Origin of the sequence: Mesorhizobium sp. M7A.F.Ca.MR.176.00.0.0 (assembly GCF_004023165.1) — a bacterium.
Taxonomy (GTDB): Bacteria; Pseudomonadota; Alphaproteobacteria; order Rhizobiales; family Rhizobiaceae; genus Mesorhizobium.
In genome coordinates, this window is sequence record NZ_RZTC01000019.1 from 27,356 (window position 1) to 49,668 (window position 22,313).

22 protein-coding genes are annotated in these 22,313 nt (G+C 62.8%); 9 read left to right on the forward strand and 13 right to left on the reverse strand.

All coding sequences use genetic code 11. The annotated features are described in order from the left end of the window. Positions 1–6: 6 nt before the first annotated feature. Positions 7–789, reverse strand: a complete 783-nt coding sequence (locus EOB59_RS09235; protein WP_127811338.1) for a methyltransferase domain-containing protein — start codon at positions 787–789, stop codon at positions 7–9. 136 nt (positions 790–925) lie between these two features. Here EOB59_RS09235 and gloB point away from each other — a divergent pair, with 136 nt between their 5' ends. Beyond that, entirely contained in the window at positions 926–1,693 is a 768-nt protein-coding gene (gene gloB, locus EOB59_RS09240; RefSeq protein ID WP_127809183.1) for a hydroxyacylglutathione hydrolase, read from the forward strand. A gap of 19 nt (positions 1,694–1,712) precedes the next feature. Further along, on the forward strand, positions 1,713–2,141 hold the full coding sequence (locus EOB59_RS09245; RefSeq protein ID WP_127399013.1) for a cupin domain-containing protein: 429 nt from the start codon (positions 1,713–1,715) through the stop codon (positions 2,139–2,141). A gap of 1 nt (position 2,142) precedes the next feature. On the opposite strand, the gene EOB59_RS09250 is transcribed toward EOB59_RS09245, so the two are convergent. From EOB59_RS09250 to EOB59_RS09260, 3 genes are read right to left on the reverse strand one after another with little or no spacing between them, the layout of a single operon-like run. Beyond that, positions 2,143–2,829 carry a lysoplasmalogenase family protein gene (locus EOB59_RS09250; protein WP_127399012.1) on the reverse strand — a complete coding sequence of 229 codons (687 nt, stop codon included), beginning with the start codon at positions 2,827–2,829 and terminating at the stop codon, positions 2,143–2,145. Further along, entirely contained in the window at positions 2,826–3,761 is a 936-nt protein-coding gene (locus EOB59_RS09255) for an EamA family transporter (RefSeq protein WP_128288223.1), read from the reverse strand. The genes EOB59_RS09250 and EOB59_RS09255 overlap by 4 nt, the downstream gene beginning before the upstream one ends. Positions 3,762–3,795: 34 nt before the next feature. After that, positions 3,796–4,584, reverse strand: coding sequence for a DUF3108 domain-containing protein (locus tag EOB59_RS09260; protein ID WP_023811078.1), 789 nt, complete (start codon positions 4,582–4,584; stop codon positions 3,796–3,798). Between the two features lie 257 nt (positions 4,585–4,841). Between EOB59_RS09260 and rpmB the strand changes: the two genes are divergently transcribed. The 3 genes from rpmB to EOB59_RS09275 all read left to right on the forward strand — a co-directional run bounded on the left by rpmB (position 4,842) and on the right by EOB59_RS09275 (position 6,733). Next, a complete protein-coding gene (gene rpmB / locus EOB59_RS09265; protein ID WP_013529373.1) occupies positions 4,842–5,138 on the forward strand; it encodes a 50S ribosomal protein L28 in 297 nt (98 codons plus the stop codon). Between the two features lie 183 nt (positions 5,139–5,321). Next, a complete protein-coding gene (locus EOB59_RS09270) occupies positions 5,322–6,002 on the forward strand; it encodes a queuosine precursor transporter (protein WP_127266961.1) in 681 nt (226 codons plus the stop codon). Between the two features lie 59 nt (positions 6,003–6,061). Next, positions 6,062–6,733, forward strand: coding sequence for a hypothetical protein (locus EOB59_RS09275; protein ID WP_128288224.1), 672 nt, complete (start codon positions 6,062–6,064; stop codon positions 6,731–6,733). A 10-nt stretch (positions 6,734–6,743) separates the two neighbouring features. On the opposite strand, the gene EOB59_RS09280 is transcribed toward EOB59_RS09275, so the two are convergent. From EOB59_RS09280 to EOB59_RS09295, 4 genes are all read right to left on the reverse strand, one after another. Continuing rightward, positions 6,744–7,772, reverse strand: a complete 1,029-nt coding sequence (locus tag EOB59_RS09280; protein ID WP_127396394.1) for an esterase-like activity of phytase family protein — start codon at positions 7,770–7,772, stop codon at positions 6,744–6,746. Further along, positions 7,769–9,670 (reverse strand): cobaltochelatase subunit CobT, encoded by a 1,902-nt coding sequence (gene cobT, locus EOB59_RS09285; RefSeq protein ID WP_013529369.1) that lies wholly within the window; start codon positions 9,668–9,670, stop codon positions 7,769–7,771. The genes EOB59_RS09280 and cobT overlap by 4 nt, the downstream gene beginning before the upstream one ends. An 11-nt stretch (positions 9,671–9,681) precedes the next feature. Next, positions 9,682–10,668: a cobaltochelatase subunit CobS gene (gene cobS / locus EOB59_RS09290; protein WP_013529367.1), complete on the reverse strand. Its 987-nt coding sequence runs from the start codon at positions 10,666–10,668 to the stop codon at positions 9,682–9,684. A 123-nt stretch (positions 10,669–10,791) separates the two neighbouring features. Next, entirely contained in the window at positions 10,792–11,421 is a 630-nt protein-coding gene (locus EOB59_RS09295; RefSeq protein WP_013529366.1) for a J domain-containing protein, read from the reverse strand. A gap of 181 nt (positions 11,422–11,602) precedes the next feature. On the opposite strand from EOB59_RS09295, the gene EOB59_RS09300 reads away from it, so the two are divergent. Continuing rightward, positions 11,603–11,905: a BolA family transcriptional regulator gene (locus EOB59_RS09300; RefSeq protein WP_013529365.1), complete on the forward strand. Its 303-nt coding sequence runs from the start codon at positions 11,603–11,605 to the stop codon at positions 11,903–11,905. A 30-nt stretch (positions 11,906–11,935) separates the two neighbouring features. Here the strand turns inward: EOB59_RS09300 and EOB59_RS09305 are convergent, their stop codons facing one another. Together EOB59_RS09305 and EOB59_RS09310 are read right to left on the reverse strand one after the other, a co-directional pair. Beyond that, positions 11,936–13,489, reverse strand: coding sequence for an acetolactate synthase large subunit (locus EOB59_RS09305; protein WP_127396396.1), 1,554 nt, complete (start codon positions 13,487–13,489; stop codon positions 11,936–11,938). Positions 13,490–13,589: 100 nt separating this feature from the next. Then, the gene (locus tag EOB59_RS09310) at positions 13,590–14,396 is read right to left on the reverse strand and encodes an alpha/beta hydrolase (RefSeq protein ID WP_128288229.1); all 807 of its coding nucleotides are present in this window, start codon (positions 14,394–14,396) and stop codon (positions 13,590–13,592) included. A 240-nt stretch (positions 14,397–14,636) separates the two neighbouring features. Between EOB59_RS09310 and EOB59_RS09315 the strand changes: the two genes are divergently transcribed. Genes EOB59_RS09315 through EOB59_RS09325 form a run of 3 tightly spaced genes read left to right on the forward strand, consistent with a single transcriptional unit; the run spans position 14,637 to position 19,465 of the window. Beyond that, the gene (locus EOB59_RS09315; RefSeq protein WP_127398465.1) at positions 14,637–16,586 is read left to right on the forward strand and encodes a PrkA family serine protein kinase; all 1,950 of its coding nucleotides are present in this window, start codon (positions 14,637–14,639) and stop codon (positions 16,584–16,586) included. Positions 16,587–16,603: 17 nt separating this feature from the next. Further along, positions 16,604–17,914 carry a YeaH/YhbH family protein gene (locus EOB59_RS09320; protein ID WP_127809179.1) on the forward strand — a complete coding sequence of 437 codons (1,311 nt, stop codon included), beginning with the start codon at positions 16,604–16,606 and terminating at the stop codon, positions 17,912–17,914. Between the two features lie 9 nt (positions 17,915–17,923). Continuing rightward, positions 17,924–19,465 carry a SpoVR family protein gene (locus EOB59_RS09325; RefSeq protein WP_127396956.1) on the forward strand — a complete coding sequence of 514 codons (1,542 nt, stop codon included), beginning with the start codon at positions 17,924–17,926 and terminating at the stop codon, positions 19,463–19,465. Between the two features lie 24 nt (positions 19,466–19,489). Here EOB59_RS09325 and EOB59_RS09330 read toward each other — a convergent pair whose 3' ends face one another. Genes EOB59_RS09330 through EOB59_RS09340 form a run of 3 tightly spaced genes read right to left on the reverse strand, consistent with a single transcriptional unit; the run spans position 19,490 to position 22,133 of the window. Next, complete coding sequence (locus EOB59_RS09330; RefSeq protein WP_127396955.1) at positions 19,490–20,386, reverse strand: HlyC/CorC family transporter; 897 nt, start codon at positions 20,384–20,386, stop codon at positions 19,490–19,492. After that, positions 20,383–21,525 (reverse strand): 3-dehydroquinate synthase, encoded by a 1,143-nt coding sequence (gene aroB, locus EOB59_RS09335; protein WP_128288225.1) that lies wholly within the window; start codon positions 21,523–21,525, stop codon positions 20,383–20,385. Before aroB ends, EOB59_RS09330 begins: the two co-directional genes overlap by 4 nt. Next, positions 21,522–22,133: a shikimate kinase gene (locus tag EOB59_RS09340; protein WP_127809177.1), complete on the reverse strand. Its 612-nt coding sequence runs from the start codon at positions 22,131–22,133 to the stop codon at positions 21,522–21,524. Before EOB59_RS09340 ends, aroB begins: the two co-directional genes overlap by 4 nt. Positions 22,134–22,313 lie beyond the last annotated feature (180 nt).

Sequence of the window (22,313 nt, forward strand, 5' to 3'; positions counted from 1 at the left end):
CCGTGATCACGAAGCCGTCACCCGCGCAGCCGAGGGCTCGGCATCGGCTTTGTGACGGCCAAGCCGGGTGGCGCCATGCGGCGACAGCACCGGCACGAAGACGCGGCGCGAGGCGCGCTGGACGACGGGCACGCCTTGATAGAGCCGTTTCTGCGCCTCGACGACGATGACGCCGGAAAAGATCGGCCACAGCCGCCGGCCGGCGCGCTCCAGCACATTGTGGAAGCGCATCATGAAACGGCGCCTCGACGGCGGAAAGAACAGCGCATCGGACCAGGCGGCGGGCGTGAAATTCGCCTCGCGCAGCAATTCGGTAAGCTGGCCGCGCGAAAAGGGCCGGCCATTGCCGAATGGGGTGTGCTCGAAGCGCGCCCAGACACCGCGCCGGTTGGGCACGACGATGACCACCCGGCCAGCCGGCGACAGCACGCGCCAGATCTCGTTCAGCGTCTCACGCGGGTTCTCGACATGTTCGAGCGAATGGACGAGCAGCATGCGGTCGATGCAGGAATCGACCAGCGGCAGTTCCTCGTCGAAGACCAGTGCCGTCGCCGTCGGCCCTGTCGCCGGCCACACCACCGCGCCTTGCGTTGCCGGCATGAAGGCAAAGACCCGCTCGGCATCGGTGCCGAACCGCTCCAGCCAGGGCAAGGTGTAACCCAGACCAACCAGCCGCTCGTTGGGTACCGCTGCCCATATCGACGACAACGCCATGGTGATCGAACGCTCGGCGAAACGGCCGAGTGTTGTCGAATAGAAGGAGCGAAGATCGACGATGTCGGAATGCATGGCAGGGATGTAGCCGTGATATCGGCGGGTTTCAACAAAAGGCCGCGACATCCGACATTCCGAGATGTCATTCGACATCCGGGATGACATCCACGCGCCGGCGCCCTATGTCTGCGGCCATAAACGGAGAGATGCGATGCCGGTCGAAATCGAACAGTTCATGTGCCGCAGCGACAATTTCGGCGTGCTGGTGCATGATCCCAAAAGCGGCCAGACCGCGATCATCGACGCGCCCGAGGAAGCGCCTATCCTGGCAGCGATAAAGCGCACTGGCTGGACGCCGACGACGATCCTGACCACGCATCATCACATGGATCACGTCGAGGCCAATCTGGCGCTGAAGGAGCGCTTCAAGCTGCGCATCGTCGGCCCGGAAGCGGAAAAGGCCAAGATCCCCGGCATCGACGAGACCGTCGAAGACGGCTCGGTTCTCCATCTTGGCGATGAAAAGATCGAAGTCATCGCCACGCCCGGCCACACCGCCGGCCACGTTTCCTATTATTTGCCGGCGTCGGGTGTGGCGTTCACCGCCGACACGCTGTTTGCGCTGGGTTGCGGACGGCTGTTCGAATGCAAGCCGCCGGTGATGTATGAATCGCTGAAGAAGCTGGCTGCACTTCCAGCTGAAACGGCCATCTATTGCGGCCACGAGTATACGCTCTCCAACGCCCGTTTCGCGCTGACCGTCGACCCGACCAATTCGGCATTGAAGGAACGCGCCGCCAGGATCGAAAAGCTGCGCGCCGACAACAAGCCGACGCTGCCGACGACGATCGGCGAAGAGCTGTCGACCAATCCCTTCCTGCGCTGGCACGATCCGGCGATCCGCAAGCATCTGGGGCTGGAGAAAGCTTCGGACGCCGAGGTCTTTGCCGAAATCCGCAAGCGCAAGGACAATTTCTAGGCCCGGTAGTGTCGTCGCCATGACCAGCTCCGCAGAAATTATCGCGACGCTCGGGCTGAAGCCGCATCCGGAAGGCGGCTGGTATGCCGAGACCTTTCGCGATGGCACCGGCGGCGCGCGCGGCCATTCGACTGCCATCTATTTCCTGCTTGAGGAGCATCAGGTTTCGGCCTGGCACCGGGTCAAGGATGCCGCCGAGGTCTGGCATTTCCATGCCGGCGCACCGCTGGCGCTCTCGATGTGGGAAGAAGGCAGCGCCCTTGTAGAGCAAGTCCTCGGCATCGATCTCGCAGCCGGTGAGCGGCCTCAGATCGTCGTGCCGGCAGGCTGGTGGCAGTCGGCGCGCAGCCTGGGCGAATGGACGCTGGTCGGCTGCACCGTCGCGCCGGGCTTCGAGTTTGCCGCCTTTGAGCTGGCCGAACCCGGCTGGCAGCCGAAACAACCCTAACTCAATAAGAACCCAAATTTAGCAGGAACCCAAGTGTCGTCGCGAGCTGGGCGGCGTAGTACAGCGCCCAGACGGCGAGGCGCATCCAGGCGCGGTGGGGCGAGATGGCGGCGACAAGGAATTTCTCGGTGGCGAGCAGCCCGTCCGATACCATGAACAGCACGGCGCCACCGATCACCCACATATTGCTTGTTGTCAGCGCCGAGATGCCCATTGCCAGGATGGCGGCGATATAGACGGTGATCGGGATACGCAGGCCGGGACCGACGCGACGCCACAGCGCCGCCAGCATGATGACCACGAACACCGCCATGGCGAGCGCGATCGCACCGCGCCACGGCTCGGCGCCAAGCACTCCCAATCCGCCACCGCTGCGCAGGAACAGCGCGACATAGACGATGTGGGCGACGAGAAAACTGGCCAGCCCGCCGAGAAAGGCCTTTTCGCCGTCGCGCGACAGGAAGGCGTCGCCAGCGGCGCTGAGGGCGAGCGCGGCGACCAGCAGCAGCGGGCCGCCCTGTAGCCCGCCCAGAACGGCAAGCATCGCCACGGCAAGCGTCTTTGCCGCCGAGCGGGCGAGCGTCGGCGGCATGCCTAGCGTGAACGCATAGATCATCGCCGCCGCCAGCGAAAAAATCAGTGTCGCATTGGCATTGGCGTCGATACCGCCCGCAAACGGCATCGTCATGCCCGGCTCCGCCTTTGGATGCCCCGGGCTCCGCCTTCGGATGACCCGGCTCGGCTCTCGGTCGCCGCAGGCTTGCGCAGGAACAGGGATTTTGCGGCGAGCGCCGCGCCGCCGGTGATGAGCACGCAGGCGGCGAGGATGCGCAGCGACGGCTCGGCGACGCCGGCCGCGATCAGCACCAGCGTCGACAACAGCGGTGCGGCGTAGCTTGCGGCACCCAACACCTGGATGTTGCCGCGCTTGACGCCGATGTCCCAGGCATAGAAGGCAGCGCCCACCGGCATCAGGCCAAGACCAAGCACCGCCAGCCACTGGCCGGCGCCGACGGGCAGAACGGTCTGTTCCAGCGCCAGGTGGCAGGCGAGCGACAGCACCGCGGTGGCAGCACAGAACCAGGTGACGATGCTGGTCGGCACCGACGGGAAGCGCCGCGACAACAACGAATAGGACGACCACAGGACGGCGCAGACGGCAGCCATGGCATAGCCGAAGGAATAGCGGGCGTCGAAGGCCAGCCCGCCACCCTTGGTGACGATCAGCACGGTGCCGGCAAGGCCGAGCAGCGCGCCGACGACATGGTTCCACGCCAGTTTTTCGCCCGGAATCAGCGCCGAGCCGAGCACGATCAGCAGCGGCCACAGATAGGCGATCAGGCTCGCCTCCACCGCCGGCGCATTGCGCAGCGCGGTGAAATAGAAGAAGTGGTAGCCGAACAGGCCGGCAATGCCGATCAGCCACACCTGCGGCGGTATCTTCTGGCTCTTGTCGGGTGCCGGCATGAACAGCCGCGCGATGAGCCCGACCCCGGTGCCGATCGAGAAGGTGATCGCCGACAAGAGGAACGGCGGCACCTGGCCCGACGCATCGGTGAGCAGTGCGAGCAACGCCCACATGGCGACCGCCGAAAAGCCGATCAGTGTTGCGCGCCCCATTCTGTCTCCAGTGGCGCGCCAATTCCGCGCCTGGCTATTGTACGGCTTCGAAACGCCCGGCGCTGATGGTCAAGGTGCCGATCTGCGTGCCCACCGTGGCACGGATCGGCGCATATACGCCGGTTTGGCCGAGCGGTGCAAACGTCACCATCATGCGGCTTTTGTTCTTGAGATAGTTGAGCGCCTTGCGGCCCTTGCGATAACCCGCCACCGGCTCGAAGCCCATCTGGCAGGTGACGGTGTCGCCCTTGTAGCCTGGGACCGAGATCGTGCCTTTCGACGCGTAGGTCAACGTCAGGTCGGCACGCATCTCGCCGTCATAGAACTTCACCGTGCGGCCGCAGACCTGGTCGAGACTGTCGGCATGAATGACGGTGGCGGCCATGGGATCGAGCACCGACGCCAGGTCGCCGGCACCGAGCGGTACCCAGTTCTTGGGGTCGCGTTTGCCCGGCGCCGGCACGACCTTCGTCGAGGTGACCCTGCCATTGGCAAAGCGGATATCGACAACCGATGCCTTCTTGCCGGAGGTGTAATCGGCGCGGAATGCCTGCGGCACCATCTTCTTGCCCGCGATCGTGCCTTTGGATGAGATCGTGCCGCGCGTATCGTCGAACAGCTTGGCGAGGCCGGCTGCGGTGACACTGCCTTGGATCGCGTAGGCGCCGTTCTCATAGCGGCTGGAAAACGTTGATTTCGCTATCGAAAGGCCGAGGAACGACACTGTGTACTCGCCCTTGAACGACTGCGGCGAGGCAGCAGACGCGGCGGACGGCAAAGCTATGGCAAGCATGGCAACAAGGGCATGTGGCGAACGAAGCATGGCGGGATCGGGTCCTTGATTTTCGGCCGGAGGCGGGCAACTCCGGTCTGGCATGTCCCTATGGAACCGCTTATAGGATGAATTCCGGCCTTAATATGAAATGCCGGGCGTGTCCGCAGGCAAGCTGGAGCTTGACGCCTCGGCGAAATGCAACTATGGAACGCCAACTTTTTCCATAAGGCCGCCTGACCAGAACCGCGCGCCACCCGGCGTGGGCTTGAGTGTTTGGCAGACCCCGAGAACTGAAGGTTAGAACAATGTCCCGCACCTGCGAACTCACTGCCAAGGCAGTCATGTCCGGCAACAATGTGAGCCACGCCAACAACAAGACCAAGCGTCGCTTCCTGCCGAACCTCGTCAATGTGACGCTGATTTCGGAAGCGCTGAACCAGAACGTGCGTCTTCGCATTTCGGCCAACGCGCTGCGTTCGGTCGAACATCGCGGCGGCCTCGACGCCTTCCTGGCCAAGGCCGACGTCAAGGAATTGTCGCAGCGCGCCCGTTTGCTGAAGAAGCAGATCGCCAAGAAGACCGCCGAACAGGCTGCCGCTTAAAACAGTTCAAAGGCGGGGGACGACCGCCCTGGCCAACCTCTTGTTGGCCTCTGGCCGACCTCTTGTTGGCCTAGGCATCGGATCGAAGCCGCAAGGTTTCGGCAACCCGATGCTTAAATTACGAAGCTAGCGTAATCCGATTTCGGAATACGTTCCGCTGGTTCCATTACCCAGGATAAAAAAATGACTTTCTTCTCGCGATACTTGCCCTTCGTGGCCGCCATGACGCTTGTCGTCGTGGCATCGAACATTCTCGTGCAATTCCCGATGCAGGGCCAGATCGGCGGCCTCTCGCTGGCCGACCTTCTGACCTGGGGGGCCTTCACCTATCCCTTCTCGTTTCTGGTCACCGACCTCGCCAACCGCCGTTACGGCCCCACTGTGGCGCGCCGGATCGTCTTTGTCGGCTTCATGACGGCGGTGATCTGCTCGATCCTTGTCCCGCCCTTCCTGTTCCGTCACGGCCTGATCGAATTCGAGACCGCCGCCGACCGGCTGGTGCGGATCGCGGCCGCGTCCGGAGCGGCGTTCCTTGCCGCGCAATTGCTTGATGTGACTGTCTTCAACCGGCTGCGCCGCCAGAGCTGGTGGCGGGCGCCGATCGTCGGCACGCTGGTCGGGTCGGTGTTCGACACAGCCGTGTTCTTCACCGTCGCGTTCTCGGCCGCCTTTGCCTTCGCTGGTCCCAACGACGGCTTTGCGTTGGAAAACGCACCCTTGATGGGCGTGTTCCATGTCGACGCGATGCGTTGGATCTCCTGGGCGCTGGGCGACCTCAGCGTGAAGCTGATCATCGCCGTGGTGGCGTTGATCCCCTACCGTCTGCTCGCGGCCCGCTGGAGCCAGCCCGCGGTTGCGGCTTAAACCATGATCCCGAAAAGTGGGACCCGATTTTCGGAAAAGATCATGGTCGGACAAAGATCATGATCCCGTGGGTTCAGCTCGATTCGGCAAAGACCCCGGACGGCGGACAAGAACTTCGCCTCAAGCGGCGCGGCACCGAATTCTCGATCATGCTGGGCACCAACGAGCTCATGAACAGCCGCCTCAGCGGTTCCGAGGAAGCGCTGGCAAAACTGTCCTGTGAGCGGATTGCCGGCCATAGCCGGCCCACAATCCTGATCGGTGGGCTTGGCATGGGTTTTACCTTGCGCGCCGCACTCACAGAATTGGCCAATGATACCGGAATTGTCGTCGCCGAACTGGTGCCCGCCGTCGTCGCCTGGGCACGTGGCCCGATGGCCGAAATCTTTGACGGCTGTCTCGACGATCCTCGCGTCACCATCCAGGAAACCGATGTCGGGCAGTTGATCCGGTCGCGGCCCGCGGCCTGGGACGCCATCCTGCTCGATGTCGACAACGGCCCGGAAGGCATCGTCCACAAATCCAACGACGCACTTTACAGCGTGCAAGGCCTCGCAGCCGCACGCAGCGCCCTGAAACCCGGCGGCGTGCTGGCGGTGTGGTCGCAAGGCCCCGACAGCGGCTTCACGCGGCGGCTGAAGCAGGCAGGCTTCGCGGTCGAAGAGGTCAGTACGCGCGCCAACGGCAAGCGCGGCGCCCGCCATGTCATCTGGATCGCCAACAGGACGTAAGCCGGCTGGCTCAATCCTGGTGGAGAATGAATTCCAGATAGAGGTTGCGCTGCAGGATCGAGTGGTTGTCGTCGGAGATCAGCGACACCATCAGCGCGCCGTCGTCGCGGCTCCAGACGTCGAGCCCTTCCATATTGTCGATCTGGTAGTCCATGTCGGCCTCCAGCAGCACCGGCCCGTCGGCGACCGCGCCCTTCTCGACGCTTTCGCCGTAGATGCGCCGCAGCCGCATCTTGACGCCGCTGGCCATCGAGAAACTGCGCTCCAGAAGCAACAGATCACCATCGGGCAGGAAGGCGCCGTCGGTGATGTCGAAATCGCCATTGCGCTTGACGGTGAAGACGCCCTTGTGCGGCCCTTCGATGATGGCGGCATAGATGTTGCCGGCCTTGTCCAGGCTCTTCTCGGAGACCACGACCAGGCCGCCCTCATGCTGGCCGTTGGCATTGGCGTGGGTGACGGTCTCGAAGCCGCGATTCTGGCGCAGCTCGCGGGCCGGCACGACGAAATCCAGCGGCTTGAACGGCGCCTTCATGTCGTTGGGGTCGATCTTGAACTGGGCGACGCGGTGGCTGCGCTCGAAGCCGACGGTGGCGATGCCGTCCTTGACCGCGAGACCTTCCGCATCGACCTCCCATTTCCTGTCGATCGGCCGGCCGGTCTGGTCCACCATCTGCTGCATGCGGAAATTCTGGATGCCGGAGGGTCGCTTTTCCGCGTCGCGGACCACCGTGCCGAAGAACCAGAAGCCGGTGTCGGCAACGCCGATGAAGTCACCGCCGGCTTTCAGGAAGCGGAAGGCTGACAGCGCGCCGAAATCGCGTGTCGGCGAGGTCATCTCCAGCCCGCCGACGAATTCGAAAGCGCCGAACTGCTTGTCGGCACGGCCAATGTGGAATTGGGTGATCGGGCGGGCCGAGATTTCGACCGGTTCGACAGAACCAGAGTCAGCCGAACCGGCTGCCGCCGAAGCCACGCCGGAAAGCAGGACGATGGCGGCGAAAAGCGTCTGCCGAAACCCGCCGCGCCTGGAAATCATCCGGCGCGCCGCATACCACCGCCGCGTCGCGTATCCTTCGCGCTTTCCTCGGCGAACAGCGAAGCCAGTTGCTCGGTCATGGCGCCGGCCAGTTCCTCGGCATCGACGATGGTGACAGCGCGGCGGTAGTAGCGCGTGACGTCGTGGCCGATGCCGATGGCCAGCAGTTCCACCGGCGAACGCGTCTCGATCAGCTCGATGACGGCGCGCAGATGGCGCTCGAGATAGTTGCCCGGATTGACCGACAGCGTCGAATCGTCGACCGGCGCGCCGTCCGAGATCATCATCAGGATCTTGCGCTGCTCGGGCCGGGCGATCAGCCGGTTGTGCGCCCACAGCAGCGCCTCGCCGTCGATATTTTCCTTGAGCAGGCCTTCGCGCATCATCAGGCCGAGATTGCGCCGTGCCCGCCGCCATGGATGGTCGGCGGACTTGTAGATGATGTGGCGCAGATCGTTGAGCCGGCCAGGATTCGGCGGCTTGCCATCCTTCAGCCATTTCTCGCGCGCCTGCCCGCCCTTCCACGCCCGTGTCGTGAAGCCGAGGATCTCGACCGAGACGCCGCAACGCTCCAGCGTGCGCGCCAAGATGTCGGCGCAGGTTGCCGCGACCGTGATCGGCCGGCCGCGCATCGAGCCGGAATTGTCGAGCACCAGCGTCACCACCGTGTCGCGAAATTTGGTGTCGCGCTCCTGCTTGAACGACAGCGGCTGCATCGGGTCGATGACGACCCGCACCAGCCTTGCCGGGTCGAGGTAACCTTCTTCCAGGTCGAAATCCCAGGAGCGGTTCTGCTGCGCCATCAGCCGGCGCTGTAGCCGGTTGGCCAGCCGCCCAACGACGCCGGACAGATTGGCCAGCTGCTTGTCGAGGAAGGCGCGCAGCCGGTCGAGTTCTTCTTCTTCGCACAGTTCCTCGGCGCCGACCGTCTCGTCGAAAGCCGTGGTGAAGACCTTGTAGTCGATTTCCTTCGGCAGATTGGTGAAGGGATTGTCGTTACGGCGCGCCTCGCCGGGTGTTTCGGCATCGGCGTCGTCATCGTCGGACAGATCGTCGGCGGTGGCATCGGAGGCTTCCGTCTCGGCCGACTGCTCGTCATCGGCCGAAGCTTCGGCATCCTCGGACTGCGACTGCTCGGAGCCGGAATCCTCTTCGCCACCCTCCTCGCTCTGCTCCTCGCCTTGCGGCTGGTTGTCGTCATTGTCCTCGGAATCTTCCGTCTCCTGGTCGTCGCCAAGTTCCTCGGCCATTTCCATGGAGGCGAGCATCTCGCGCACGACCCGGGCGAACGCCTGCTGGTCGCCGAGCTTGGCCGACAATCCGTCGAGGTCGGCCTTGGCCTTCTCCTCGACCCAAGGGCGCCAGAGTTCGACCAGCCGCTCGCCGCTTTTCGGGACCGGGCGGCCGGTCAGCTTCTCGCGGACCATCAGGGCAAGAGCTTCCTCGATCGGCGCGTCGGCCTTGTCCTTGATGTCGACGAGGTTGGCCTTGGCGTATTTGTCCTCCAGCATCGAGCCGATATTGTCGGCAACGCCCTGCATGGCGCGTGAGCCTATCGCCTCGACGCGAGCCTGCTCGACCGCGTCATAGATGGCGCGGGCCGCCTTGCCTTCCGGCGCCAGCTTGGTGTGGATGCGCACATCATGGCAGGCGCGCTTCAGCGCCATGGAATCGCCGAGGCCGCGGGTGATCGCAATATCGGTCTTCGATGCCTTCTTGGGCAGCTCCGGCAAGCGCGCGCGGCTGCCGGCGAGCGCCGGCCGGTCCTTGGCGAAACCGACCTCCAGTTCCTTGTCGCCGGCAATGGCGCGCATGCAGACGGTGACGGCGCGCTTGAAGCTATCGGCTTCAGACCCCGTCTTCGACTTGTTGCGCGTGTTGTCGCCCGGACCCGCCATCGAGACCCTGCTTAGCCCAGCACCACGTTGGCGGCGCTCTCGGGCAGATCCTCGCCGAAGGCGCGCTGATAGAACTCGGCCACCACCGAGCGCTCCAGTTCGTCGCATTTGTTGAGGAAGGTCAGCCGGAACGCCATGCCGATATTGCCGAATATCTCGGCATTCTCGGCCCATGTGATCACCGTGCGCGGGCTCATCACGGTCGACAGATCGCCGTTGATGAAGGCCGAGCGCGTCATGTCGGCGACGCGCACCATCTTGTTGACGATGTCCTTGCCCTTGCCGTCGCGATAGTGCTTGGCCTTGGCCAGCACGATGGCGACTTCGTTGTCGTGCGGCAAATAGTTCAGCGTGGTGACGATCGACCAGCGGTCCATCTGCGCCTGGTTGATCTGCTGGGTGCCGTGATAGAGGCCGGTGGTGTCGCCAAGGCCGACCGTGTTTGCGGTCGAGAACAGCCGGAAGGCCGGATGCGGGCGAATGACCCGGCTCTGGTCGAGCAGCGTCAGCCGGCCCGACGATTCCAGCACGCGCTGGATGACGAACATCACATCCGGACGGCCGGCATCGTACTCGTCGAAGCACAGCGCGACATTGTGCTGGTAGGCCCAGGGCAGGATGCCGTCGCGGAATTCGGTGATCTGCAAACCGTCCTTGACGACGATCGCGTCCTTGCCGACGAGATCGATACGGCTGACATGGCTGTCGAGGTTGACGCGCACGCAAGGCCAGTTGAGGCGAGCGGCGACCTGTTCGATATGGGTCGACTTGCCGGTGCCGTGATAGCCCGACACCATGACGCGGCGGTTGTAGGCAAAGCCCGCAAGGATCGCCATCGTCGTGTTCTTGTCGAACAGATAGTCCGGATCGATGTCCGGCACATGCTCCGATGTCACCGAATAGGCCGGCACCACCATCTTGGACTCGAAGCCGAATTTCTCCTTCACCGACACCGTCGTGTCGGGCAGGTTGGCGATGTCACGATCGACCTTGTTCATATCTCTCAACGTCTCCACGGGCGAAACGTCTGATTTCGCCGGCAATCGATTTTGTCCGGGGGCGGTCTTAGAGCCTTTTCCAACCTTATGAAAGTTGGAAAACGACACGAACCGTATGGCCGCTCAGCACAGGCCCGCCTGTTTGAGCACGCGATAGGCCTGCAGCACATCGCGGAACCGGTCTTCCGAACCTCTGTCGCCACCATTCGCATCCGGATGGTGCAGTTTCACCAGTTCCTTATAGCGCGCCTTGATCTCCTTGCCAGTCGCCTTTGTATCAAGACCAAGCGTTTCCAGCGCCTTGGCCTCAAGCGGCTTGGCCTTGCGCTCGCGCGCCTCGCGCGGATCCTTCGGTCCCTTGAACAGGTCGAACGGGTCGCGCATGCGGTTATAGTAGCCGGCCCGGCCGGAACGCATCTGGGCCATATCGGGCGACGATCGCGTCGAGGCTCCGTTGGCGCCCATTTTCCAGGTCGGCCGGTGCCCGGTCATGGCTTCCTTCTGGAAGCGCGCGACCTCGGTGTCCGGCACGCCGGAAAAGTAGTTGAAGCCCTTGTTGTACTCGCGCACATGATCGAAGCAGAAGTGGAAATACTCGCCTTCCTTCATGCGCCCGACCGGCGCACGATGGGTGCCCGCTTCCTTGCAGCCGTCCCACTGGCAGATCGGCGAGTGCGACTTCAGCTCCGCGTCCTTGTCGGGGCGGACGCGAATCTTCTCGAAATATTTGGGGTACGGCTTCATCTTACCCATTTATGGGGCGTTCGCAGATGCGAAACAAGAATTGACATTTTCGCGATCATCGCCCTAACCGCTGAATCGCGGCATAAAGCAGGCGAATGGCGGATTTTGTTGCTCGGCGGCGGCCCCTTGCGAAACCGATTTTCGGTTTCCAGGCCGAGACGCCAGCGATATGTGGTGAAGGGAGATGGCGATGTCCATACAGGCGACCATGGAAGACAAGCTCAATAAGGCATTTTCGCCGGACAGGCTGGTTATCATCAACGAGAGCCATCTCCATGCCGGCCACCACCATCACGGCTCCGACCATCACGGCACTTATGACGGCACCGGCGAGACGCATTTTCGCGTCCGCGTCGTCGCTTCCGCCTTTGCCGGCATGAGCCGCATCGACCGTCACCGCGCCGTCAATGAACTGCTTGCCGACGAATTGAAGGCCGGCGTGCACGCGCTGGCGATCGAACCGGCGGCTCCCGGCGAAAAGACCCGCTGGTAGCTCGGTTCCGCCGATCGTTTTTCGCCGCGCTCAGAGCACCGCTTCGATGAGGAACGGCCCGCGCCGTGACAGCGCGCTGTCCAGCAGCGCCTCGAAGCGCTCGCACGTATCGGCGCGAGCCGCCTCCACGCCCATGCCTTTGGCCAGCGACACCCAGTCGAGCGAGGGATGGTCGAGGTCGAGCATGCGCCTGGCGTTCTCGCCGATCGCGCCCACGCCGACATTCTTCATCTCGCCATGCAGGATTGCATAGGTTCGATTGGAAAACACGATCGTCACCACGTCGAGCTTTTCCCGCGCCTGCGTCCACAATCCCTGTACCGTGTACATGCCGCTGCCGTCGGCTTCGAGGTTGATCACCTTGCGGTCCGGACAGGCGATTGCCGCCCCGGTCGCCATCGGGATGCCGCCGCCGATCGATCCGCCCGTGCCCATCATGTAGTCGTGCGGCGCTGCAAAGGCCGACAGCGCGAAGAAACGCCTGGCCGAGGTGACCGCTTCATCGCAAACGATCGCATCGGCCGGCAGTTTCCGCGCCACCGACAGCGCGATGGCATCTTCCGTCAGCTTGCCGTTCGGCGTTGCCTCGTCGGGAAAAGCGGCCGCGAGCACCTGTTGTTGTGACGGCTTGATGCCAAGTTCGTCGCGAAGCGCCTCCAGCGCCGCATGCAGATCGTCGCCATGGGCGGCCAGTGTCAGCACCTCGCAGCCTTCCCGGACGAGCCGTCCCGGTTTCCCCGGATAGGCGAAGAAGGCCACCGGCTCCTTCGCGCCGACCAGGATCAGAACATCGACATCCCTGAGCACAGCCATCGCCGCATCGACCGGATAGGGAATGCGGGTCGGCGCGACACGCCCGCGCCCGCGTTGCATCCGTGCGATCAGAACCTCGCCGAACAGGCGGACATCGCTGCCCGTCGAAATCTGCCCGGCGATGGCGAGCCCATCGGCGCGTGCGGCCTTTCCGCGAACGATCATGCCTGCCCGGCCCGGAGCGGTACGGATCGCCGCGGCGACCTTGCGCACGGCATCCATATCGACGGCCGGCGCTGGCACCAGCTTCACCTTGCCGACCGAAACCGCGTCGACTGCGCCCCAGGCGGCATCCGCCGGCAGGATCATCGTCGCGACGCCGGGCGGTGTCAGCGAGGCACGAAAGGCTGCTTCAGCTGCCGGCACGATATCGGCCGAGCCCTTGACGCGGCCGACCCAGTTGGACATCGGCGCCGCAAGGCTCTCGATATCGCTGGTGAGCGGGGCATCGAGCGGCAGATGGTAAGAGGCGTGGTCGCCGACGATGTTGATCATCGGGCTGAAGGCACGCCGGGCATTGTGCATGTTGGCGAGCCCGTTGGCCAGGCCGGGACCGGTATGCAGCAGCGTCGCGGCCGGCCGATCGGTCATCCGCGCATAGCCATCGGCGGCACCCGTCACCACGCCCTCGAACAGCCCGAGCACGCAACGCATTTTCGGCTTGCGGTCAAGTGCTGCAACGAAATGCATTTCGGAGGTGCCGGGATTGGCAAAGCAGACCGTCACATCATTGGCCAGAAGCACGTCACACAGGACATCGGCGCCGTTCATGCAATTCCCTCCCGCTCACGATCGAAGAGCACTTGCACCCGGGCGCGCCCGCACAGCAATATCCCGCCGCCACTTTTGATCTGATCCAGTGCCGTAAGGATCAGCCAACCGTCGATTTCAGGAATGCCAGCGCGGCCGCGGTCAGCGCATCGCCGTCCTCGCCGAAATCGCGATTGATCGACATATGCGTGTAGGCGCTGCCGTCGAACAGCGTGACCTGGGTGCCCGTCGCGCGCAGGCGCTCGGCAAAGGCCTTGGAGTCCTCACTCCGGCCAGGGGCGCGCGAATAGGCAATGAACGTCGGCGGGTGCTTGCGGCCGTCGACATGGCTGGCCGGCGACAGTGCCGTCCATTGCGCGGGATTGGAAAAGACGCGGGCATAGGCCCGCACCATGCCGCCCTTCCTGGCAAGTGCTGCAAGATCATAGGCCCTGGTATCGTCGAGAATGAGCGCAGCTATGCCGGGCAATCCGCCGCGCATGCCGGTCAGCGCAATCAGATGGCAGCCGGCCGAATGGCCCATGCCAACGATGCGGTTTGGATCGCCGCCATGCCGGGCGATGTTGGCCCTGATGTAGGCGTAGGCCTTTTCGACGTCACCGGCCTGGGTGGCGACATCGGCCTGCGGCAACATGCGATAATCGATGGAGACGAAGCAAAAGCCGTTGGCGAGCAGAAAAGCCGGTTTGGCGTCGACCTGACTGCGTTTGCCAAACTGCCAGGTACCGCCATGAACGAAAACCACGACCGGCAGGCCGATTGCCCCATCGGGCGCATAGATGTCGAGCTTGGCCGGCCCGTAGTCGAAGGTCTTTGGCGTGGGTCGGCGTGTTTCCGACGCGGCCGATGCTTCCAACGGCAGCATCGCCGCCACCGAGGCCATGATCAGGCTTCGTCGATCGATCATCATTGTCTCCTGGCGAGGCAAGACTGCACGCGGCGGTCCCAGCCGTCCAGTCAGGGATTCGCAACACACCCGCTACCCGCGCTGAATGCCGCTCCGCACCGAGCGCCTTGATCTCGGAGTGGCCTCGAATCTTACGATCGCAGCCACCTCTTCACATGAAGGGAACAAACGGTACCCCCCGACAGTTGAATGCGAGGTGAGCCGAATGGAAGCCACAGCGGCTCCGAGGGCAAAAGCATCATGCGAGAGAACCAGTCTGACGTCTTCGATCTGTTTTCGGAAATTTACACCAACGCGGCGCAGGAAGAGATCAGCATCCAGCAATATCTCCTTGCCTGCCGCGAGGACAAGTCGATGTATGCCTCGGCGCCTGAACGAATGGTCGAGGCGATCGGCGAGCCGAACCTGGTCGACACCAGCAAGGATGAGCGGCTCGGCCGCATATTCTCCAATCGGACCCTGAAAGTGTACCCCTCCTTTGCCGATTTCTATGGCATGGAGGACACAATCGAGCGCATCGCCGGCTATTTTCGCTATGCGTCCCAGGGGCTCGAGGAGCGCAAGCAAATCCTCTATTTGCTCGGCCCCGTGGGCGGCGGCAAATCCTCCCTTGCCGAGCGTCTGAAGAAATTGATGGAACAGCGCCCGATCTACACGCTGAAGGTCGGTAATCAGGTCAGCCCGGTTTTCGAATCGCCGCTTGGTCTTTTCCATCCTGATCGCATGGGCGACCTGCTGGAGGACAAATACGGCATTGCCCGACGCCGGTTGAATGGGCTCATTTCGCCATGGGCGGCCAAGCGCCTCGACGAACTTTCCGGCGACATTTCCAAGTTCAGCGTCGTCAAGCTGATGCCGTCGCGACTGCGCCAGATCGGCATCGCCAAGACCGAGCCCGGCGACGAGAACAATCAGGACGTTTCGGCCCTGGTCGGCAAGGTGGACATCCGGCAATTGGAAAACTTCAGCCAATCCGATCCGGACGCCTATTCCTATAGTGGCGGACTGAACCGGACCACCCAGGGGCTGCTTGAATTCGTCGAAATGTTCAAGGCCCCTATCAAGGTCCTGCATCCGCTGCTGACCGCCACCCAGGAAGGCAGCTACAACGGCACCGAAAATTTCGGCGCCTTTCCCTACCAGGGAATCATCGTGGCCCATTCCAATGAGTCGGAATGGCTGCAGTTCAAGAACAACAAGAACAATGAGGCTTTTCTCGATCGCATCCTCGTGGTCAAGGTGCCGTATTGCCTGCGGATAACCGAAGAGCGGCGGATCTACGAGAAACTGCTGCGGGAGAGCGAATTGGCCGCCAGTCCTTGCGCTCCAGAGGTGCTGGACATCCTCAGCCGGTTTACCGTCTCGACCCGCTTGGCCGAGCACGACAACTCGCCGCTCTACACCAAGATGCGCGCCTATGATGGCGAGAACCTCAAGGAGGTCGACCCCAAGGCAAAGTCGGTTCAGGAATATCGGGACGCCGCCGGCGTCGACGAGGGCATGGCCGGCGTCAGCACGCGCTTTGCCTTCAAGATCCTGTCGCAGACCTTCAACTACGACACCGAAGAGGTGGCCGCCGACCCCGTGCACCTCATGTACATCCTGGAGGAGGCGATCAAGCGCGAACAGTTTCCGAAGGAGACGGAAGCCGCCTATCTGGAGTTCATCAAGTCCGAGCTGGCCGCGCGGTATGCCGAGTTCATCGGCCATGAGATCCAGAAAGCCTATCTGGAATCGTACAGCGAGTACGGCCAGAATCTTTTCGACCGCTACATCGCCTATGCCGACGCCTGGATCGAAGACCAGGACTACAAGGATCCCGACACCGGCCAGATCCTCAACCGCGAGGTTTTGGACAACGAGCTTTCGCAGGTCGAAAAACCGGCCGGCATCGCCAATCCCAAGGATTTCCGCAATGAGGTGGTGAAATTCACGCTGCGCGCCCGTGCAAGAAACCATGGCCGCAACCCGGCGTGGACAAGTTACGAAAAGCTGCGGGAAGTCATCGAGAAACGCATGTTCGGCCAGGTCGAGGACCTCCTGCCGGTGATCAGTTTCGGCTCCAAGCAGGACAGCGTCACGGAAAAGCGGCACAATGAATTCGTGCAGCGGATGGTCGAGCGCGGCTACACCGAGCGGCAGGTTCGTCGCCTTGTGGACTGGTACATGCGGGTGAACAGGGCGGGTTAGAGAACCCGGATGGTTCCATGCCGATCTTCATCGACCGCCGCCTGAACCCGAAAGACAAGAGCCTCGGCAATCGCCAGCGCTTCCTGCGACGCGCGCGCGAGGAATTGAAACGGAGCATACGCGACCAGATCCGCACCGGCAGGATCGCCGACGCGGACTCCGAGCACGCCGTGCGCATGCCCGAAAGAGGCACAAGCGAGCCGAGCTTCAACAACGCCCGCGACAGCGGCAGGCGCCAGCACATCTTGCCGGGCAACAGGCATTTCTCCGCTGGAGACCTGATCCCCAAGCCCGGCGGAGGCGGCGGGGGAGCGTCGTCCCCGGGAAACAAGGCATCCGAGGACGACTTTCGTTTCGTACTGTCGCGCGAGGAAGTGCTCGATCTTTTCTTCGAGGATCTCGAACTCCCCGACATGGTCAAGCTCAACCTCAAGGAGATCCTTGCCTTCAAGCCGCGTAGGGCGGGCTTCGCCGCCACCGGTTCGCCGACCAACATCAATGTCGGCCGCACGATGCGCAACAGCCACGGCCGCCGCATTGCGCTGAGGCGCCCCAAGCAGGTCGAACTGGATGCGATCCTCGAGGAAATCGCCTCGCTCGAGGAGGCGCCATACAGCGCCGACGCGCGCCGGCGTATCGCGGCATTGCGCGAAGAGCTTGACCGGCTGGAACGACGCCGCCGACGCATTGCCTATGTCGATCCGGTCGACATCCGCTTCAACCGCTTCGATTCCCGGCCGGTGCCGAACGCCAATGCCGTCATGTTCTGTCTGATGGACGTGTCCGGGTCCATGGGCGAGCGCGAGAAGGATCTGGCCAAGCGCTTCTTCGTCTTGCTGCACCTGTTCTTGAAACGACGCTACGACCGCATCGAGATTGTCTTCATCCGCCACACGCACCTGGCTCAGGAGGTCGACGAGGAGACATTTTTCTACAACACCCAAAGCGGCGGCACTGTCGTTTCCACCGCGCTGGAGGAAATGCACCGTATTATCGCGAGCCGCTACCCGGCCCACGACTGGAATATCTATGCTGCCCAGGCCTCGGACGGCGACAATTTCGCCGGCGATTCAGAGCGATGCATTTCGCTTCTCAACGGCGAGCTCATGCGGCTGTGCCAGTATTTTGCCTATGTCGAGATCATCGACGAGCGTGAAGCCCATATTTTCGGCTCGACCGAAAACGGGACATCGCTGTGGCGTGCCTATAACGCCATCGACCAGAAATGGCCGAACTTCCAGATGAGCCGCATCGCTACGCCCGCCGATATCTACCCGGTCTTTCGCCAGCTTTTCGGCAGGCAGCCGGTCTCCCTCAAGCGGGCATGAGGGTTCCCGATGGTCAGACAAGCCAGCAAATCCAGCCTGCTTTTTTCAGGGTCCGACTGGGATTTCAAAACATTGTCGCGGGCCTATGACGCGATCGAGGCACTTGCGGTCGAAGAGCTTCATCTGGACACCTATCCCGTTCAGATGGAGATCATCTCTTCGCAACAGATGCTCGACGCCTATTCGTCCATTGGCATGCCATTGATGTACCGTCACTGGTCTTTCGGCAAACATTTCCTCCACCAGGATCTGCTCTATCGCAAGGGCGGGCGAGGGCTTGCTTATGAACTGGTCATCAATTCCAATCCCTGCATCGTCTATCTGATGGAGGAAAACACCATGGCCCTGCAGGCCTTGGTGACGGCCCATGCAGCTCTCGGGCACAATCATTTCTTCAAGAACAATCAATTGTTCAAACAATGGACGGATGCAGGTGCGATCCTCGGCTACCTGGACTTCGCCAAGGGCTACATAGTCCGTTGCGAGGAGCGGCACGGCCTCGCCGCCGTCGAGGCTGTGCTCGATTCCGCCCACGCGCTGATGGATCAGGGCGTGTTTCGCTATCACCGGCCGCCGAGGCTGTCGTCGGAACGGCAGCGCGAAGGAATTCGCGAGCGTCTCGAATACGAGGAGCGCTCCTACAACGACTTGTGGCGTACGCTGCCGCCTTCGCAGCAAGCGGCCAACGACAAGGGCCAGGACCCGGAGCGGAAGAAATCGCTAAACCTGCCTGAGGAAAACCTGCTCTATTTCCTGGAAAAGAACAGCCCGGTCCTGGAGCCCTGGCAGCGTGAGATCATCAGGATCGTTCGGGTCATCGCGCAATATTTTTACCCGCAACGGCAAACACAGGTGATGAACGAGGGCTGCGCCACGTTCGTGCACTATACGCTGATGAACATGCTGTTCGACCGCGGCCAGATCAGCGAAGGCGCCATGCTCGAAATCCTGCGCAATCATTCCAACGTGGTCTTTCAGCCGGCGTTCGACGATCCGCGTTTTTCAGGCATCAACCCCTATGCTCTCGGCCTCGACATGATGCAGGACATTCAGCGCATTTCGACCAAACCCACGGCTGAGGACCGCGATTGGTTCCCCGACATCGCTGGCCAGGGCAACTGGCGCGAGGTCCTGCTTGACGCCTGGGCCGAGCACCGCGACGAATCCTTCATCCGCCAGTACCTCAGTCCCGCCTTGATCCGGAAATGGCGGTTTTTTGTGCTTGGCGACGCTGCCGACCAACCGCATTGTCTGGTCGCCTCGATCCACGACGAGCGCGGCTACGCCAAGATACGCGCCACGCTCGCCAACAGCTATGATCTCGGCGCGAACCGGCCGGACATTCAGGTGGTGGATGTCGATCTGCTCGGCGACCGCCATTTGCGCCTGCAGCACAAGGTCAATGACGGCATCCTGCTCGAGGATGCCAGCCGCGACGCCACGCTTCGTCACATCCGCAGGCTTTGGGGTTATGAAGTCAGCCTGGCGGCCATAGATGCAGAGACCGGCGCGACGATCCACGAACGCTCGACAAGCCAGATCGCCGGATGACGTGCCCCGGCCTCCCTGCACGTATCAGGTGTCGCCGGCTGGCCTGATCCTCAGCCTTGCGATCCGGTTCTTGTCGCGTTTCATGACGATGAAGCGCTTGCCGTGGAACGTAAAAGCCTGCTTCTCCTCGGGGATCGATTGCGTCTCGTGGATGACGAGGCCGGCAATGGTGGTGGCCTCCTCATCCGGCAGGTTCCAGTCGAGAGCCCGGTTGAGATCACGGATGGGCACCGTACCGTCGACGACCACGGAGCCGTCGGCCTCCTGCTTGACGCCCTGTATGTCGACATCATGCTCGTCAGCGATCTCGCCGACGATCTCCTCGATAATGTCCTCCAGCGTCACCAGCCCTTCGACCTCGCCATATTCGTCGACCACGACGGCGAAATGCGCCTTGCGGCGAAGGAAGGCGTTGAGTTGTTCCTGCAAGGTCGTGGTGTCGGGCACGAACCATGGTTTCGAGGCGATCTTCATCACATCGATCCTGGAGAAGTCGTTGCCGACTTCGTTCAAGGCGCGCAGCAGATCCTTTGCATGCAGCACGCCGACGATGTTGTCGAGCGAGCCTTTCCACAGCGGCATGCGGGTGTGCGGGCTTTGCAAAATCTCGCGCACCACCGCTTCCGGCGCATTGTCGGCATTGACCGAGCGCATATTGGTGCGGTGGACCATGATGTCGGAGACTTCGAGCTCGGCGAGATCGAACAGGCCGCCGACGCGGTCGCGATCCTCGCGCACCACCTGGCCGTCGCGGCGGAAATCATCGACCGCGCCGCGCAATTCGTCCTGGCTGGAACGCTGCGGCTCGATGCGCGAAAGCTCGTATCCGAACATGGCAAGCAGGCGCGTGCGCACGGCAACGAGCAGCACGATGAGGATGGCAAGGACGGCAACGACGATCCAGCCGGGCTCGTTGGTCATCTCGGCCGCATTTTCTGCTGGTCCGGATGGTTTTCTGTCAGAAACGACAGCACTTCCGATGCCGGAACATCCTTGGCAATGAAAGCTTGGCCGACGCCGCGCGTCAGGATGAAGGTCAGCGCGCCGCGCGACACCTTCTTGTCCTGGGTGATAAATGCCAGCAGCGCCTCGGCGTCAGGCAGATCGCCCGATATGTCGGCTATCCGCCAGGGCAGGCCGACGGCGCGCAGATGCGCCTCGACGCGCGCGGCATCGTCGGGGCTGGCCAGATTGAGCCGCGACGAGAACCGGTAGGCCAGCGCCATGCCGATGGCGACGCCTTCGCCATGGACGAGGCGGCTTCCGTCATATTGGGTGGCGGCTTCCAGCGCGTGGCCGAATGTGTGGCCGAGATTGAGCAGCGCGCGGTCGCCGGTCTCGAACTCGTCGCGCGCAACCACGTCGGCCTTGGCGCGGCAGGCTTCGGCGATCGCCTGCGTCCTCTCCGGCCCGCCGGCAAAAACCTGGGCCCAATTCTTTTCCAGCCAGGTGAAAAATTCTGGCCGGTCGATGAGCCCGTATTTGGCGAGTTCGGCATAGCCGGCGCGGAATTCGCGGATCGGCAGCGTGTCGAGCACTCCGGTGTCGGCCAGCACCAGTTTCGGCTGATGGAAGACGCCGACGAGGTTCTTGCCGCGTGGGCTGTTGATGCCGGTCTTGCCGCCGACCGAGGAATCGACCTGCGCCAGCAGTGAGGTCGGGATCTGCACGAAATTCATGCCGCGCCGCACGATGCCGGCGGCAAAGCCCGCAAGGTCGCCAATAACGCCGCCACCGAAGGCGATGACGATGTCGCCGCGCTCCAGTTTCGCAGCCAGAACACCGTCGACCACTTCCTCGAGATGGGCAAAACTCTTGGTCTTCTCGCCGGGCGGCAGCGTGATGATGGCGGGCTGGATGCCACCCGTGTCGAGCCCGGCCTTGAGCGCATCGAGATGTGCTGCCGCGACATTGGCGTCGGTGACGACCGCGGCGCGTGTGCCCGGCAGGCGACCCGATATCTCGGCGCCCGCGCGGGACAACAATCCCGAGCCGATCAGAATGTCATAGGTCCGATCGCCAAGGCCGACTTCGACGACGACGGGTGCCTCGATGCTCACGATTCCACCTCGCCCGTCGCAGCCGCCTCATCGATGCCGAAATGCCGGCACAGCGCGTCCACCACTTCGGTCGCGATGACTTCCTTGCGATCATCGCGGGTCGGCACTGTGACGTCGGATGTCGCGTAGACCGGATAGCGCTCGCCCATCAGCCGCTCCAGCACGGCGCGGGGGTCGTCGCTTTTCAGGAGCGGCCGGTTCTGTTTCTTGGAGACGCGGTCCATCAGAAGATCGAGCTCGGCCTTCAGCCATACCGACACGCCCTGCGCTGCAATCGCCTCGCGCGTCTGCGCATTCATGAAGGCGCCGCCGCCGGTCGACAGCACCTGCGGGCCGTTTTCCAGCACGCGCAGGATGACGCGCTGCTCCAGCGCCCGGAATTCGGTCTCGCCATAGCGCTCGAACAGCTCCGGAACGGTCATGCGCGAGACGCTTTCGATCTCTTGGTCGCTGTCGATGAAGGGCAGCGCCAGCATCGTCGCCACCTTGCGGCCGATCGCCGTCTTGCCGGCACCCATCAATCCGACGAAGACGACGGAACGGCTGCCCAGCCGGCCAAGCAACGCGGCGTAGGTCTCGTCTGGAGGATTTGCTGGCAACGCGTTCATCGGATGTTTCGAAGGCCCTCTTTGCCGGCGTATCGACATGAAAAGCCCGTTTGCGTCAAGCGTGGCAAGCGCCTTGAACCCGACATGGACCAGCAGGGTCTGCATCAGAAGTTGCTAACAGGCCTCCGCTTCTTCCTTGAATTGGCCGGATTGGCGTCCCATAAGGGGACAGGGTTTGGA

Excerpts from the sequence above, each read along its gene's own strand:
- EOB59_RS09295 (WP_013529366.1), bottom strand. The coding sequence starts at position 11,421 with ATGGGTAAGATGAAGCCGTACCCCAAATATTTCGAGAAGATTCGCGTC.
- EOB59_RS09305 (WP_127396396.1), bottom strand. The coding sequence starts at position 13,489 with ATGAACGGCGCCGATGTCCTGTGTGACGTGCTTCTGGCCAATGATGTG.
- EOB59_RS09300 (WP_013529365.1), top strand. The coding sequence starts at position 11,603 with ATGTCCATACAGGCGACCATGGAAGACAAGCTCAATAAGGCATTTTCG.
- EOB59_RS09310 (WP_128288229.1), bottom strand. The coding sequence starts at position 14,396 with ATGATCGATCGACGAAGCCTGATCATGGCCTCGGTGGCGGCGATGCTG.
- EOB59_RS09245 (WP_127399013.1), top strand. The coding sequence starts at position 1,713 with ATGACCAGCTCCGCAGAAATTATCGCGACGCTCGGGCTGAAGCCGCAT.
- EOB59_RS09275 (WP_128288224.1), top strand. The coding sequence starts at position 6,062 with ATGATCCCGTGGGTTCAGCTCGATTCGGCAAAGACCCCGGACGGCGGA.
- EOB59_RS09330 (WP_127396955.1), bottom strand. The coding sequence starts at position 20,386 with ATGACCAACGAGCCCGGCTGGATCGTCGTTGCCGTCCTTGCCATCCTC.
- EOB59_RS09325 (WP_127396956.1), top strand. The coding sequence starts at position 17,924 with ATGGTCAGACAAGCCAGCAAATCCAGCCTGCTTTTTTCAGGGTCCGAC.
- EOB59_RS09320 (WP_127809179.1), top strand. The coding sequence starts at position 16,604 with ATGCCGATCTTCATCGACCGCCGCCTGAACCCGAAAGACAAGAGCCTC.
- rpmB (WP_013529373.1), top strand. The coding sequence starts at position 4,842 with ATGTCCCGCACCTGCGAACTCACTGCCAAGGCAGTCATGTCCGGCAAC.
- EOB59_RS09315 (WP_127398465.1), top strand. The coding sequence starts at position 14,637 with ATGCGAGAGAACCAGTCTGACGTCTTCGATCTGTTTTCGGAAATTTAC.
- EOB59_RS09255 (WP_128288223.1), bottom strand. The coding sequence starts at position 3,761 with ATGGGGCGCGCAACACTGATCGGCTTTTCGGCGGTCGCCATGTGGGCG.
- EOB59_RS09270 (WP_127266961.1), top strand. The coding sequence starts at position 5,322 with ATGACTTTCTTCTCGCGATACTTGCCCTTCGTGGCCGCCATGACGCTT.
- EOB59_RS09260 (WP_023811078.1), bottom strand. The coding sequence starts at position 4,584 with ATGCTTCGTTCGCCACATGCCCTTGTTGCCATGCTTGCCATAGCTTTG.
- EOB59_RS09235 (WP_127811338.1), bottom strand. The coding sequence starts at position 789 with ATGCATTCCGACATCGTCGATCTTCGCTCCTTCTATTCGACAACACTC.
- cobS (WP_013529367.1), bottom strand. The coding sequence starts at position 10,668 with ATGAACAAGGTCGATCGTGACATCGCCAACCTGCCCGACACGACGGTG.
- EOB59_RS09280 (WP_127396394.1), bottom strand. The coding sequence starts at position 7,772 with ATGATTTCCAGGCGCGGCGGGTTTCGGCAGACGCTTTTCGCCGCCATC.
- EOB59_RS09340 (WP_127809177.1), bottom strand. The coding sequence starts at position 22,133 with ATGAACGCGTTGCCAGCAAATCCTCCAGACGAGACCTACGCCGCGTTG.
- EOB59_RS09250 (WP_127399012.1), bottom strand. The coding sequence starts at position 2,829 with ATGACGATGCCGTTTGCGGGCGGTATCGACGCCAATGCCAATGCGACA.
- gloB (WP_127809183.1), top strand. The coding sequence starts at position 926 with ATGCCGGTCGAAATCGAACAGTTCATGTGCCGCAGCGACAATTTCGGC.
- cobT (WP_013529369.1), bottom strand. The coding sequence starts at position 9,670 with ATGGCGGGTCCGGGCGACAACACGCGCAACAAGTCGAAGACGGGGTCT.